At 60.0% G+C, this 13913-nt stretch carries 11 protein-coding genes and 1 riboswitch; of the genes, 8 read left to right on the top strand and 3 right to left on the bottom strand.

The genetic code is table 11. The features are described 5' to 3' along the window. The first annotated feature begins 13 nt into the window (after window positions 1-13). The gene (locus tag Q0J60_RS02790; protein ID WP_294438712.1) at window positions 14-577 is read left to right on the top strand and encodes a hypothetical protein; all 564 of its coding nucleotides are present in this window, start codon (window positions 14-16) and stop codon (window positions 575-577) included. 222 nt (window positions 578-799) lie between these two features. Here Q0J60_RS02790 and Q0J60_RS02785 read toward each other — a convergent pair whose 3' ends face one another. Together Q0J60_RS02785 and Q0J60_RS02780 are read right to left on the bottom strand one after the other, a co-directional pair. After that, window positions 800-2209, bottom strand: coding sequence for an amidohydrolase (locus Q0J60_RS02785; RefSeq protein ID WP_294438711.1), 1410 nt, complete (start codon window positions 2207-2209; stop codon window positions 800-802). A 557-nt stretch (window positions 2210-2766) separates the two neighbouring features. Further along, window positions 2767-2935, top strand: a riboswitch (Lysine riboswitch). After that, entirely contained in the window at window positions 2912-3187 is a 276-nt protein-coding gene (locus Q0J60_RS02780; protein WP_294438710.1) for a hypothetical protein, read from the bottom strand. (Overlaps the previous riboswitch by 24 nt.) Between Q0J60_RS02780 and Q0J60_RS02775 the strand changes: the two genes are divergently transcribed. The 6 genes from Q0J60_RS02775 to Q0J60_RS02750 all read left to right on the top strand — a co-directional run bounded on the left by Q0J60_RS02775 (window position 3165) and on the right by Q0J60_RS02750 (window position 9592). Then, window positions 3165-4442 (top strand): diaminopimelate decarboxylase, encoded by a 1278-nt coding sequence (locus Q0J60_RS02775; protein ID WP_294438709.1) that lies wholly within the window; start codon window positions 3165-3167, stop codon window positions 4440-4442. The genes Q0J60_RS02780 and Q0J60_RS02775 overlap by 23 nt on opposite strands. 30 nt (window positions 4443-4472) lie before the next feature. Next, window positions 4473-5360 (top strand): 4-hydroxy-tetrahydrodipicolinate synthase, encoded by an 888-nt coding sequence (dapA, locus tag Q0J60_RS02770; protein WP_367178769.1) that lies wholly within the window; start codon window positions 4473-4475, stop codon window positions 5358-5360. A 255-nt stretch (window positions 5361-5615) separates the two neighbouring features. Beyond that, complete coding sequence (dapB, locus tag Q0J60_RS02765; protein WP_294438707.1) at window positions 5616-6335, top strand: 4-hydroxy-tetrahydrodipicolinate reductase; 720 nt, start codon at window positions 5616-5618, stop codon at window positions 6333-6335. 340 nt (window positions 6336-6675) lie between these two features. Continuing rightward, on the top strand, window positions 6676-7395 hold the full coding sequence (gene dapD, locus Q0J60_RS02760) for a 2,3,4,5-tetrahydropyridine-2,6-dicarboxylate N-acetyltransferase (protein WP_294438706.1): 720 nt from the start codon (window positions 6676-6678) through the stop codon (window positions 7393-7395). 323 nt (window positions 7396-7718) lie between these two features. After that, a complete protein-coding gene (locus Q0J60_RS02755; protein WP_294438705.1) occupies window positions 7719-9104 on the top strand; it encodes a helix-turn-helix domain-containing protein in 1386 nt (461 codons plus the stop codon). Between the two features lie 212 nt (window positions 9105-9316). Continuing rightward, entirely contained in the window at window positions 9317-9592 is a 276-nt protein-coding gene (locus tag Q0J60_RS02750; protein ID WP_294438704.1) for a DUF1653 domain-containing protein, read from the top strand. Here Q0J60_RS02750 and Q0J60_RS02745 read toward each other — a convergent pair. Beyond that, a complete protein-coding gene (locus tag Q0J60_RS02745) occupies window positions 9589-11313 on the bottom strand; it encodes a response regulator transcription factor (RefSeq protein ID WP_294438703.1) in 1725 nt (574 codons plus the stop codon). The genes Q0J60_RS02750 and Q0J60_RS02745 overlap by 4 nt on opposite strands. A gap of 433 nt (window positions 11314-11746) precedes the next feature. On the opposite strand from Q0J60_RS02745, the gene Q0J60_RS02740 reads away from it, so the two are divergent. Then, window positions 11747-13546: an FAD-binding protein gene (locus Q0J60_RS02740; RefSeq protein ID WP_294438702.1), complete on the top strand. Its 1800-nt coding sequence runs from the start codon at window positions 11747-11749 to the stop codon at window positions 13544-13546. The last annotated feature ends 367 nt before the right edge of the window (window positions 13547-13913 follow it).

Here is a 13913-nt window from a genome sequence, read left to right as displayed (position 1 = left end):
GAGGAGGATTAGGATGAAGAAGATCAACGTTGTTCTTACCGTTGTCCTGGCAGCCGTTTCCGCCTTCCTGCTCTGGCTGTGGTACTGGCTGGGCTTTAACCAGGTGGACCAGCCGCTGGACCTCATCGTGAGCATCGTCTGGTGGGCGGTCATCGTGATTGGCGTGATTGCTGTGGTGAAAACCGAGCAGAAGCGCCAGCACCAGATCCGCACCATGTTCGTGTCCGATGGCCAGTTCTACAACAGCGAGACGGGGCTGCGTTCCGTGGCTCCCGGCGCCACCGCCACCGCCTCCATCGCAGGCGCGCTCGCCAACCTGGAGTACGGCTTCTCCAAGGCCAACGAGCCCGATCTGAAGGATGCGAACAACCCCATCGAGTACAAGTGGGTCGTGCGCACCGACACGTTCAAGCCCGCAGAGGCCGGCTCGCAGACGGGGGCGCAGGGCGATGCCCAGCCCGCCGCTGAGGGCCAGCCTGAGTCCCAGGAAACCTGGGAGGGCGAAGTGGTCGAGGTTGCTACCGGCACCACCAAGCCCTTCGCCTCGCGCGAGGAGCTTGCCGCCATCATCGGCTAGCGCCCCACGCTAAATGCAACGAGCCCTGAGGAATCCCTCGGGGCTCGTTTTGTATATGAATGAATTTGGTGGCCGGCCAACGCCGTGTGACACTAACACAACCGTAAAACTGCCTCAAAATGACAGTAACACAACCAGAAATCAGGCCGAAATAGACAGTAACTCAACCAGTTAGCTGATTGAGTTACCAAGGTTTGCTTCTATGAGTATTTGGCTGGAGCCCTATTCCATCATCACGAGGGCCTTGTAAGCGGTCAGGCCCTGCAGCAGCACGCTCTCGTTGAAATCGAACGTGTCGGCGTGCAGGGGGATGCCCGTGCCGGTGCCCAGCAGCATGAACACGCCGGGCAGATGGCGCTGGTAGAACGCGAAATCCTCGGCGATCAGCAGCGGCTCGGGCAGCTCGACGGGGGCAAGCGCGGGGGCGGGCACCATGCCGTCGGGCGACTTGGCGGCCTGGGCCATGTAGGCGAGGTGCGCGGCATCCAGGGCGTCCATTTCGCCAAGCGAGTCGCCAGAGTTGGCCTTCTGGTCGAGCCCCTTTTGGGCGATTTCGGCATTCCTACGCATGGCAGCTTCTTCGGTTTGCAGTTCCTTCGCGCGTTGGACGTCGGCTTTCGCGAGCGCGTCGGCGGCCATCGCGTACAGTTCCGCATCGTTCACCACGGGCGGATACCCGTCGGCAAAATGCACATCGACGGTGCATCCCGCCTCGGCGGCGCGGCGTTGCGCGAGTTCGGCCAGTTCACGGCGGCACCGCTCACCCATCTCGACGCTGAACGTGCGCAGGCTGCCATGGATGTACGCCGTGGCGGCGATGGCGTTGCACACGGTACCCGCCTCCATGCGGCCGAACTTCAGCAGGCACGGCTCTTCCTTCTGGCGCTGCGCCATGTAATCGTATGCGTCCAGGTAAAAGCGCGCGCACGCCTCCATTGCGTCGGCCCCTTCGGCCGCCTTGGCGATGTGCGAGCTCTTGCCGTGGAACGTGACCAGGGTCTCGTTGCCGGCGGCGAGCAGCGCGCCGGGGCGGCTGGCGATCTGGCCGGCGGGCAGGTCGGGCCACAGGTGGAACCCGAAGATGCGGTCCACGCGGTAGTCCTCGAACACGCCCGACTTGCAGATGTTGTTGGCGCCGCCCGTGGTTTCCTCCGCAGGTTGGAACACCAGCAGTACATTGCGCGGCAGCTGGTCATAATATGCCGAAATCCATTGCGCGAGCATGAGCACCATGGCCATGTGGCCGTCGTGCCCGCACGCGTGCATGCGGCCTTCGTGCTGCGAGGCGTAGCGGGCGCCGGTGCGCTCGGTCACCGGGAGCGCGTCCATATCGGCGCGGATGGCGGTGGTGTGCTCGGACCCGCGGTCGAAGAACGCGCACACGGAGCCTTCGCAGGGCGAGAACACGCGGCAGAACCCCGGCCCGAAGCGCTCGTCGATGGACATGCGCACGCTATCCAGGCGCGAGGTTACGTACTCGATGGTTTCGGGCAGGTCAAAGTCCAGCTCGGGGATGCGATGCAGGTTGCGGCGGAACATCTGCAGCACCGGAATCTCAATGCTTGCGGTGGCATCGGCCGGGTCGACGGGGATGGCGGGGTATTTCGGCTGCTTCGTCTGCATTACGTCCATGGGCGTCCTTCGGGTGTGATTTCGTACTTTTTCGGCAGGTCATCCTGTAAAAAATGAGTCCTGCGCATTATACATTTCTTTATCGACTGCGCTATTCGGTTTGCAAGCGCATGGTATACTGATGTTGCCAGCGAAGCCCGTGTGGGTCTTACAATGTTACGGGCGGCGCAGGTCAACGATTTAGGAAGCCCGGTTGCCGCCGGGCTTTCCGCTATCTCCCTTCGTCATCCGTTTGTTGTTGCTTATGGTCCCGCCATAGCTCGGCAAGCTCAAGAGCAAGTGTAGCTACGGTCGCCACTGAGGCGAGGCAGTTCAGGATTTCAAGAAACAAGTTCATAGGCGAACACTCCTCTCTCAAGAAGCGCCGCCCGCAACTCGGACTTCGCTGGCAATTTGATTCTAACAGTGGTTTTGGGCAGCCCGTTGGGCCACAACCAACACATCCCATATTTATGAGAGCTCACCCTGCATTCTTATGCGTCATATTGCAAACAGGTTACTTTTCATGCAGCCTGCCGTTTCATTGTTGACTCCATCGCGCTCAAGCGGTACTTTCGAACGACGATAGAGGCGCGAGCGAGATGACCCTTGGCGGAGCCGGCAGGCTACGATGCCAGGGCGGGGCGAGCTCGCCGAATTCGGGCGCCGGGCGCGGCGTTCCGGGTGGGCCTGTGGGAAACACCTGCAGGACTGTCTGCGGCATTACGCAGGTGCGCTATCTTGCTGAAGGCTCGTCTGCGGCGGGTCGCGCGTGACATTCGCCAGCAGGGCAGCCGCCTTGCTGGCTTTTTTGTTTTGTGCGGCAGCGCGGCGCGAGGCAAATCCCGTCATTTTGGCGCTAAAAATCGCGATAAGGGCAGATTTTAACGTCAAAATGACGGGATAGTAGATGCTACAGCCGCCTATAAACATCGCCAGCCGCCGCACAGCAAGAGAAAGAGAGATGCGCACACCTATGGAGAAGAAGCCCTTCGCCACAAAAGAGCAGATGGAGGCCATCGCGGCCCAGTTTCCTACGCCGTTCCACCTCTATGATGAGGCCGGTATTCGCCGCAACATGGAGGCCATGCGTGATGCGTTCGCATGGAATCCTGGGTTCCGCGAGTATTTTGCCGTCAAGGCAACACCCAACCCGTTCCTCATCAACATCCTTCGCGAGTATGGTTGCGGCTGCGACTGCGCCACCGGCGTGGAGCTCATGCTGGCCGACGCGTGCGGCGCACACGGCCATGACCTGATGTTTTCGTCCAACGAGACCCCAGCGACCGACTACGCGCTGGCCGATGAGCTGGGCGCCATCATCAACCTGGATGACATCACGCACATCGATTTCCTCGAGCAGACCATCGGGCACATCCCTGAAACCATCAGCTGCCGCTACAATCCGGGCGGTCTGTTCAAGATCAGCAACGGCATCATGGATAACCCCGGCGATGCCAAATACGGCATGACCACCGAGCAGCTGTTCGAGGCGTTCCGCATCCTCAAATCCAAGGGCGCCAAGAATTTTGGCATTCACGCCTTCCTCTGCAGCAACACCGTGACCAACGACTACTACCCCGAGCTGGCAAAGGTGCTGTTCAACCTGGCCGTTCGCCTGCAGGAGGAAACGGGCGCGCACATTAGCTTCATCAACCTCTCGGGCGGCGTGGGCATTCCTTACTCGCCCGAGCAGGAACCCAACGACATCCGCGTGATCGGCGAGGGTGTGCGCCGCGTGTACGAGGAGGTGCTGGTGCCCGCCGGCATGGGTGACGTGGCCATTTACACCGAGCTCGGCCGCTTCATGATGGGCCCTTACGGCTGCCTGGTCACGCGCGCCATTCACGAGAAGCATATCTACAAGGAGTACATCGGCGTGGACGCATGCGCGGCCAACCTGATGCGCCCGGCCATCTACGGCGCGTATCACCACATCACGGTGGCGGGCAAGGAGGATTGGCCCTGCGACCACACCTACGACGTGGTGGGCGGCCTGTGCGAGAACAACGACAAGTTCGCCATTGACCGCGCGCTGCCCCGCATCGATATGGGCGATCTGCTGGTCATCCACGACACGGGCGCGCACGGGCACTCCATGGGCTACAACTACAACGGCAAGCTCCGCAGCGCCGAGGTGCTGCTGCGCGAGAACGGAACGGCCCAGCTCATCCGTCGCGCCGAAACGCCGGCGGATTACTTCACAACGCTTGATTGTTTCCCCGAATACGCCGATTTGGCCAAGCGTCACTAATCCAACCTGAAGGAGGTTGCTATGGCAAACATGAAGGATCTGCAGGGTTCCGTCGTCGCGCTGGTGACGCCGTTCGCGAAGGACGGCAGCGTCGATTTTGACGCGCTGGGCCGTCTGATTGATTTCCACCTGGAAAACGGCACCGATGCCATTCTGGTGCTGGGCACCACGGGCGAGTCGTCCACCATGTCGCACGAGGAAGACGACGCGGTGTGCGAGTTCGCCGTGCAACGCGTGGTGGGGCGCGTGCCGGTGATCGCGGGCAGCGGCTCCAACTCCACCGAGACCATGCTGGAGAAGTCGCTGAGCTTCCAGAAGCTTGGCGCCGACGGCCTGCTGCTGATTACGCCCTACTACAACAAGAGCAACGAAGAGGGCATCTATCAGCATTTCAAGACGGTGCTCGACGCGGTGGACATCCCATGCATCCTGTACAACGTGCCTGGCCGCACCGGCTGCTCCATCAGCGAGAACAACGTGATTCGTCTGGCGTCGCACCCCAACGCGTTCGGCATCAAGGAGGCGTCGGGCAACATTTCGTACGCCGCCAAGATCGCACGGCACCTGTCCGATGACTTCGTGATGTTCTCGGGCAACGATGACATCGTGGTGCCCATGATGGCGCTGGGCGCGCGCGGCGTGATCAGCGTGTGGGCCAACGTGATGCCGGCCGAGGTGCACGAGATGTGCCAGGCGTTCATCGACGGCGACACCGATCGAGCGCTGTATACGCAGCTCAAGTGCCTGAAGTTCATCAATTCGCTGTTCTGCGAGGTCAACCCGATTCCCGTGAAGGCGGCGCTCGAGATGATGGGCTTTGGCGAGGCTGTGTACCGCCAGCCGCTGGGTCCCATTTCCGATGCCGGCCGTGCGCAGGTAGCCGAGGCCATGCGCGAACTCGGGCTGATTTTGAAGTAAGAGGCGCGGCATGTGCAAGGCGCCCGCCGCGCACGGCGCATCGCGTCAGCTGTCACCCGCGTAAGGGCATGCAGCCGCTCTGGCTGCCACGCACGTGTGCGATGCGGTGCGGCATGGTGTCGGGCGACGCGGCAGCGGTGCGCTTGCTTCGCGTGCCATGCGCAAGGCGCCCGTCACGACCCGCGTGCTCCCGTCACGAGGCGCCGCGAACCCCGTGTCTGCTCCGCGTGTTTCCAAGAATGTGAGGGATGAGTTTTGATAAATGTACTGGTAATTGGCGACGGCCGCATGGGCACCATCATCCGCGAGCTGGTTGAGGCCGATCTTGATATGGAGCTTGCGGGGGTCATCAACTCCGACAATCGCGAGGATTTGCTGGAGGCAGCGCCCGCTGCGGCTGTTGCCATCGATTTTTCTCATAAATCTATGTTTGAGCAGGTGGAGGCGTATGTGAAGCGTACGCACGCGGCGCTGGTCAGCGGTACCACCGGCTACGATGACGACGAGATGGCGCGTTTGCGCGCGCTGGGCGAGTTCGCGCCGGTCATTCATGCCGCCAACTATTCGTTGGGTGTGGCGGTGCTCAAGCGCCTCGCCGCCGAGGCCGCGCAGGCGCTCGACGGTTGGGACATCGAAATCGTAGAGACGCACCACAATCAGAAGGTGGACGCCCCCAGCGGAACGGCAAACTTGCTGCTCAAAGCCGTCGATCCTGAGGGCGAGTGCGAAGTCGCATATGGCCGCGAGGGCTTTACGGGAGTGCGTCCCGCGAAGCAGATTGGCATGCATGCCTTGCGCGGCGGCACGGTGGCTGGCGTGCATGACGTGCATTTCTTCGGCCAGGACGAAGAGGTCACGCTGTCGCATCGCACCACCAGCCGTCGCATTTTCGCGACCGGCGCGCACGCCGCCGCCAAGAAACTCGTGGGCAAGAAGCCGGGATTCTATACGTTTGACCAGCTGATGTTTGAATAAGTCATTGCCGGAGGGTTGCGTTCACGGGCTCGTGCAGGCGATCCTCCGGCAAACTGCGTGCAATCCAGCGGCTTGCTAGAGCGAATACGCTCGAACTGCGTGGGTATATATGGCACAATTTGGATTTGGGTAAATAATTTGCGGTTTTCTACCGTTAGACTGTGAGCGCGCAGTCAAGAAGCGCGTCCAACCGCTCTTAAAACGGGCAAACGGCCCCAAGGTCATCTCGACCCGTCGCCATTTTCTCTGCCAACGGTAGAAAACCGCAAATTTTTGCGCAGTTTTTTGAAATCTCGAGTATCACCTGCCGAAAGCAGGCCGATTAAGGAGGAAAACGTTCATGAACGCAGAGGAAATCATCAATTTTATCGCCACGTCGCCCAAGAAGACGCCGGTCAAGCTGTACGTGCGCGAAAAGAAGGGTGCGAAGATCGATTACGCCGCCCATGCCAAGAAGGGCGAGGTCAAGGTGTTCGGCGGCCCCAAGGGTCGAGTGGTGTTCGGCGACTGGGCCGATCTTGCGCCCGTGCTTGAGGAAAACGCCAGCTCGATCAAGTGCTACGAGGTCGAAAACGATTGCCGCAATTCCGCTGTGCCGCTGCTGGACAAGAAGAACATCAACGCGCGCATCGAACCCGGCGCCATCATCCGCGACCAGGTGGAGATTGGCGACAACGCGGTCATCATGATGGGTGCCGTCATCAATATCGGCGCTGTGGTGGGCGAAGGCACCATGATCGACATGAACGTGGTGCTGGGCGGCCGCGCCATCGTGGGCAAGCATTGCCACATCGGTGCTGGCAGCGTGCTGGCCGGCGTGGTTGAGCCCGCAAGCGCTACGCCCGTCGTGATCGAGGACAACGTGATGATGGGCGCCAACGCCGTGGTGCTCGAGGGTATCCGCGTGGGCGAGGGCGCCGTGGTGGCCGCCGGCGCCGTGGTGGTGAACGACGTCCCCGCCGGTGCTGTGGTGGCAGGCGTTCCCGCGAAGGTCATCAAGATGAAGGACGCCAAGACCGAGAGCAAGACCGCCCTGGTTGACGCCTTGCGTACGCTGTAGAGCGCACCTTTGCCCGTCGCGTTGCGTCTGACGTAAATGGCGCCCTGATGCCGTCGGGCGCATCACATATATGAGTCTATTGCGATACGCTGGGCCGGGAATCCTCTCTCGGCTCAGCGTGTTTTTGCTTTGCCTCGCTTTGTACTTTGGGATAAATCCTATTGGACCATGGTGTGCTTCAAATGCCAAAACGGGTCGTCATGAAGGAGGACGACCCCAATGAGACTTCAGAGCTGTATTTCTGGTTTCGCTTGAAATGGCCGGCCTACATGTTTAGAATTATTTTCATTTGAATGATATTTTAAATGAAAGAAATACTAAACATGAAGAAATACGAGTTCAGCGAGAAAAAAGCGGCACAAGCATTAGGAGTGTCACTCGGCAGAGTGTCGCAGCTCATCGCCTCAAAGCAACTCGATTCCACAGCCATCAATGGCAAGATTCGTATTTCTGGTGAGTCTATTCAAGCCTATGCGCAAGCACGCCGTCTGGGTCGTCCCACTGCCGTTTCTTACGCGACAGCAGCCGAGTACACGTTGATGAACGCGACGTACGAAGTCGGCGAGATAGTCTTTGACACTGCGCTCGATGATCCGATTTCTATGGGGCGTGTGTTCGACGCCTCACGTGCGCCTTTCGGCGTCCTCACGTCGGGAGGCGCGCCCAAAAAGCGCGAGCTAAATGACTGGTGGCGGCATCGTTCTATTCCAAGCTCTCGTCCTGGCCTCGACGCCAAGTTGCTATCGTTGGGGGTTAGCGTCTCGAGTAACCTTCCGGTGAAGAATCTAGGCCTATCGCTTTCGGATTGCTATTGGCTCCGCCCGGCTGCGTCGCCTGCCTTGCGGTGGGATGACGTGAACTATTTCGAAAACGACTTCGTGGATTCCTCGCCTGACACGTGGGATGATTGGCTTTCAGGCGTGGGCTTGAGCTCGCCCGACAACACATCGGAAGGGGAGCTTCCCAAAAGGTGGGTCATTGACGAAGTCGGCAATCGCTGCCTGCTTAAAGGTTGCAAGGCGGATGACCAGCGTCCGTACAACGAGGCTGTTGCAACGGCTCTGTTCAAACGGCTTCTTTTGCCCGGAGATTATGCTGCGTATGACGTTGTCGCAACGAAGAATGGTCCTGCTGCGCGCTGCAAGAACTTTCTCAATGGCCACGAGGAGTATGTTCCGGCTTCTTCGATTCGCCAGCTTGGAGGTCGTCTTCGCGCGGCAAGCGTGTATGATCGGTTTTGCAGGACGGCTTCTTCTCTCGGTGTACGCGATGACGCGGTTCGAGATGCGATGTCCAAAATGATCATATGTGATGTGATTCTGGCAAATTTTGACAGGCACTGGCGGAATTTCGGATTCATTCGCGACGTGGTGACGCTCGAATTGCGCCCGGCACCGTTGTTCGATACGGGCAATAGCCTGTGGTTTAATAAGACCGATGTCGAGATTGCAGCGTGCGATTGGACTTTTATGCCGAGGCCATTTGCGCATAGTGTTGCCGAGGCGCTGGCGTGCGTAGATTCTCTCGAGTGGTTTGACGCGTCCCACCTTGAGGGTTTTGTCGAAGAGGCTGTGAGCATTCTTGAGCAAAGCACATACGCTACAAAGCCGGGGAGAATTGACTTCATCAGAGAGGGTCTTGAAAGGAATGTTGATACCGTAATTCAAGCCACACGGGTGCTTGGCCCGCGAATACTCCGTGGACGCTAGTGGTTTGAATTGAATGCGGCGTGCATTTCCATCTTAAATTCTGTATTCAAACACGAAATTCCTCACTCTCAAGTACAGAATTTTGTACAGTATTCCGAAATTCTGCATTCAGGACTCCAAAAACCTTACTTTTGTACGAAATTCTGTACAGTATTTCAGAATTCTGTACTTTTCGATGACGATTGCTTGAGTTGTTTCGAAGGGTGGTATGCATGGCGATTGAGCTAGGCGCATATAGGCATTTCAAAGGGAATCTGTACTGGGTGCTTGGCGTGGCGCGCCATTCCGAGACCGAGGAGCCATTGGTGGTGTATCGCGCGCTGTATGGCGAAGGCGGCTTGTGGGCGCGCCCGCTGGCGATGTTCCTGGAGCCAGTCGATAGGGCGAAGCATCCCGATGTGGCGCAGGAGATGCGCTTCGAGAAGATCGCGAACGACGCACCCGAGGTTAAGGCCCTGCGCGCGGCGCATCCCGAGTGGTTTTGTTAGAGCCTGCTCTCGTAGAGCGAGATGATTTCGTCGCGATTGTGCGTATCGCACTTGCGGTAGATGCTGCGCAGGTGCGATTTCACGGTGGACTCACTGATGAACAGGGTGTTCTCGATGTATTTGAGTCCACGTCCGGCTAGCCACAGCTCGAGCACGTCACGCTCTCGCGGTGAGATGTCGTAGTCGGCCACGAAGGCATCCAGTGGATTGGGCGCATTGGGATCGGGCGCGGTGGCGGCCGCGTTGGTGTCGGTGGATGCCGTGCCAGATGCGGGCGCTGCACCGGACGTGGCACCCATTCCGCTCTGGGAGAAGCCCGTGTTGGCTGCCGCGCTGGGTTCGGCAGCCGCGGCTTCCGCGTTGGACAAGGAGTTGGTGCTGGACGCGGAGCTGGTGCCGGATGCGGGGCCGATGCCGGGTAGGGAGCCGACACCGGATGCATCAAGGGTGCCTCCGGCAGCATCCCCGGCACTTCCTGCCATGCGCGCTGCTGCGCCATCTCCGGTCGCCTCGCTTGTGCTTGCGCCAACCTTATCACGTTTCGGCTGGTCATCTCCCTCGTCCTCAAACCCCACGTCGAGCATGAGCGAGCCTTCAGAAAACGCGAAGCCGACCGCCGCAAGAATCAGCATGAGCGCTACGGCGAAAAACGCCTGCGGCTGTCCGATAAACAGCGGCGCGAGCACCTGCCCCAGCGAGCTGCCGGCGCATTCCGCAATCCACCCCACGGCAAACACATGGTGCGGTCGTACGGGTGTCTTTTTGGCCAGCAGTGCCAGCACCGCCCACATCACTACTTCGGCAATGATATAGGCGTAGAACACGAGCGATGCGTTGATGCCGATGGAGAACGTGAGCAACAGCACCAGCGCCGCGAATGTGAACATCAGAATTTTAAAGAGAATCGATGGGTCAATCCGTTTGCGCACCACGAATGCGCTGGCGATGAAGAACGCCGTCACACCCAACGGCACCAGGAGCGAAATGGGCGACACAGCGCTCGAAAAGCTGCCGAACGCCGGAGCAAGCATGCCCAGCAAGTTCATGATAAAAAACGTGATGGCCAGCCCAATAAGTGTGCGAATGGGGAGCGCCGCTGCCACGATTTCCACCACGCTGCGATCGGCGGTGGGGTTGGGGTTTTCGTCGTAAGGCACACGCTCGGCATGGATGATGGTCTCGCCTGCGCCCGATGCGGGCAGCACCACGAACGAAAGCATGGGCAATAGCGACACAAGCACGCTCGAGGTGGTGGAGTCGCACGACAGGATGCCCCAGCACATCAGAGCGGAGAGCGTAATCGTGCAACCTGCTAGCACGATGACGGCGCGCGGTTTGAGGCGGGCGAACACGTCGAACCACGCCATGATGAGAACGATGGCAAAAAGCCCCGAAAGCGCAAGCCCCGCGAAACGCGTAATGGCTACGGACGAGGTTGCGGGAAACGTGCACAGCAGCGTACCGCCCGCCATGAGCAATGCGGAGAGCGCCACCGTGCCGGTGCGTCCTGCGATGGAGGGGAATTGCTTGGTGAAGACGAGGCTCGCCAGACAGGTGATAAGCCCCGGGAGCATTGAGGCGGGTGCGGCATGCACGGCCGGTGAGCCGATTCCAAAAACGGGCGCGATGAGCAAGATGACCGCCCACGCGCATACGCATGCATACCCAAGCGCGTAGCGAGCCTGGGCTGGTGCCATATCAACCGTGCGAAAACCTATCATGAATCCCTCCTCGGTGAATTATGGCACAAACCTCAGGTGTCGTTATCCGCGGGCGAGAAGGTTGAAAGGCTTTCTTCTAGGAAAAGGGCAAATTCGACCATAAGGGTTGATGCTTTTACCAGGCAAAATGCGCATATGCGCCCAAAACGCCCAATTTGGCGGGCAGTTAGTCACCCCATAAGAAGCCCTCAAATCTTATTCATCCCCAATTCGACCCTTACGGTTGGTGCGCGCGTGGGGCGGGCGGCGCACAATACGGGCATCGCCGCGGCGGAGGGAAGCCGCGGGATGCGTTGCGGATTACGGCACGAACATCGGCGGCACTCCCCTCCTTGCCGCCGTTTGATGTTTGCCGCGGACCGCTGCGCGAGACACCGCGAGCCATATGGTTCGCGCGATCCTGAAACCAAAAAGGGAACAGGGAGGATTAATCATGTCCGAAGAAACCAAGGGTCTTACTCGCCGCAATTTCCTGTCTGGCGCTGCCGTCGCCGGCGCGGCGCTTGCTGGCATGGCCGGCCTGAGCGCATGCTCGCCCACCACTGCGAGCAGCTCCGACGACGCCGCCGATGACGCTGCTGTCACCACCTCTGGCGCCACGGTTGGCTACGACGGCACCGGCACCATGCCGTGGCTGGGCGAGGCGCCCACCATCGACGAATCCGCCATCGAAGAGACCGTTGATGCCGACGTCGTAGTCGTGGGTCTGGGCTGCGCCGGCGTTCCTGCCGCTCGCGCCGCTGCAGAGGCGGGCGCCAAGGTCGTGTGCCTGGAGCCTTCTGCTCAGCTGAATAGCGCCGCATCCGACATGGCCATTTTCGGCGGCGAGACGCAGGCCAAGTGGGGCCGCGGCGACGGCTTCATGGATAAGAAGACCGTCGTGAACATGCATATGGAAGAGTGCAGCCACCACACCAGCTACAGCATCATCTCCAAGTACTACGACGAATCCGGTGCCGCGCTCGACTGGTTCGTGGCGGGCAGCCCCAGCCTCTACATGGTCAAGGACAGCAGCTACGAGGAGGTTCCTGAGGAGAACCAGGCCAACTACATGTTCCCCTACATGTATCCCGTGCCTGAGACCTATGACTACACCAAGGAAGACCTGCCTTGCTATCCCACTTCGGTCGGTTTCTCCAGCCTGGCAACCGTCATGCAGGACAACCTGCAGGTGGCTATCGACGCCGGTGCCGACGTGCGCTTCCACACCAAGGGCGTCAAGCTGATCACCGATGACTCTGGCGCTGTGACCGGCATCTATGCCCAGGCCACCGGTTCCGAGGGCTACATTCAGATCAATGCGCCCGCTGTTATCCTTGCGTGCGGCGACTATCTGGCCAACGAGGACATGATGAAGTTTTACGCCCCCGAGTGCGTTGAGAACGGCATCCAGATTCTCTCCATCGACTTTGACGACGAAGGCAACTACACCAACATCGGTGAAGGCTACAAGATGGGCGTGTGGGCAGGTGCCGCAATCGATCAGTGGCATGCCCCGATGATCCACCACATGGGCGGCGGTGCCGGCGCCGACGGCCGTGGCGTTATTGGTAACAACGGCTATTTGTGGCTGAACCTGCGCGGCGAACGCTTCATGAATGAGGACATTCCTGGTCAGCAGCTTGAGAACCAGGTGGAGCTGCAGCCCCAGCGCAAGGCCTACCAGTTCTTCGACTCCTCGTGGCCCGAGCAGCTGCAGTATTTCCCCGCGGCGCACGGCGTGGCTTGCTTCTATCAGGAAGAGGCTCTGCCCGAGTACACCGCTTCCGGCCTGCGCATTAACGTGCGCACTCCCGAGGACATCGACCTTGCCGTTGAGGAAGGCCGCTGCCTGAAGGCCGACACCATCGAGGAGCTGCTCTCCCAGATCGAGGGCATGGACGTGGAGACCGCCAAGGCTTCCATCGAGCGCTACAACGAGCTGTGCAAGGCTGGCGAGGACACCGATTTCTTCAAGAGCTCGCAGCGCCTGTTTGCCCTGGAGAACGGCCCGTTCTATGCGGCTGAGTGCGGATGCGCTCTGACGCTGGGCAACCTGGGCGGCCTTGAGTCTGACGCCGACTGCCACGTGTACAACACCAATCGCGAGCGCATCCCCGGTCTGTATGTGGCTGGCGGCATGCAGGGTGGCCGCTTCGCCGTGCAGTACCCCATCTCGCTGAAGGGCCTGTCCGCCGGCATGTGCATGGTGTACGGCAAGATCGCCGGCGAGAACGCTGCAGCTGGCAAGTAGTTCACTAGCTGGCGTGGCCTGCCTGTTGGCGCGGCCTGCTAGCAACCACAACCAACTCGCGGGCGCATCGGTCCCCATCCCCTCCCTTTACCGATGCGTCCATCTTCTGCTGATCCCCGCTCCGGCATGCCTCTCAAAGCGCCGGAGCGGGTCTTTTTGTGTGGGCTCCTTCACTGCGTGCCCCATTGACCCTCATGCGCGTGTCCCCCATTGACCCCTCATGCGCACTGTCTCCCCATGGACCCTCATGCGCGCCGCCCCCCTAGACCCTATGCGCGTGGACGCTTTCTCGCGCTTTACGCTGGCATGGCTCGGTGCCGGCCGGTATAAAAAACGCCTTATTGGCTAAGATTTTCGATGTTCGGTA

The sequence above is a fragment of the uncultured Slackia sp. genome (assembly GCF_944321625.1).
Taxonomy (GTDB): Bacteria; Actinomycetota; Coriobacteriia; order Coriobacteriales; family Eggerthellaceae; genus Slackia.
This window is presented reverse-complemented; position numbering and strand designations above follow the sequence as displayed.

What these genes read in the sequence shown, in the direction of transcription:
- Q0J60_RS02790 (WP_294438712.1), top strand. Translation starts at nt 14, where the DNA reads ATGAAGAAGATCAACGTTGTTCTTACCGTTGTCCTGGCAGCCGTTTCC.
- Q0J60_RS02785 (WP_294438711.1), bottom strand. Translation starts at nt 2,209, where the DNA reads ATGGACGTAATGCAGACGAAGCAGCCGAAATACCCCGCCATCCCCGTC.
- Q0J60_RS02775 (WP_294438709.1), top strand. Translation starts at nt 3,165, where the DNA reads ATGGAGAAGAAGCCCTTCGCCACAAAAGAGCAGATGGAGGCCATCGCG.
- dapA (WP_367178769.1), top strand. Translation starts at nt 4,473, where the DNA reads ATGAAGGATCTGCAGGGTTCCGTCGTCGCGCTGGTGACGCCGTTCGCG.
- dapD (WP_294438706.1), top strand. Translation starts at nt 6,676, where the DNA reads ATGAACGCAGAGGAAATCATCAATTTTATCGCCACGTCGCCCAAGAAG.
- Q0J60_RS02755 (WP_294438705.1), top strand. Translation starts at nt 7,719, where the DNA reads ATGAAGAAATACGAGTTCAGCGAGAAAAAAGCGGCACAAGCATTAGGA.
- Q0J60_RS02750 (WP_294438704.1), top strand. Translation starts at nt 9,317, where the DNA reads ATGGCGATTGAGCTAGGCGCATATAGGCATTTCAAAGGGAATCTGTAC.
- Q0J60_RS02745 (WP_294438703.1), bottom strand. Translation starts at nt 11,313, where the DNA reads ATGATAGGTTTTCGCACGGTTGATATGGCACCAGCCCAGGCTCGCTAC.
- Q0J60_RS02740 (WP_294438702.1), top strand. Translation starts at nt 11,747, where the DNA reads ATGTCCGAAGAAACCAAGGGTCTTACTCGCCGCAATTTCCTGTCTGGC.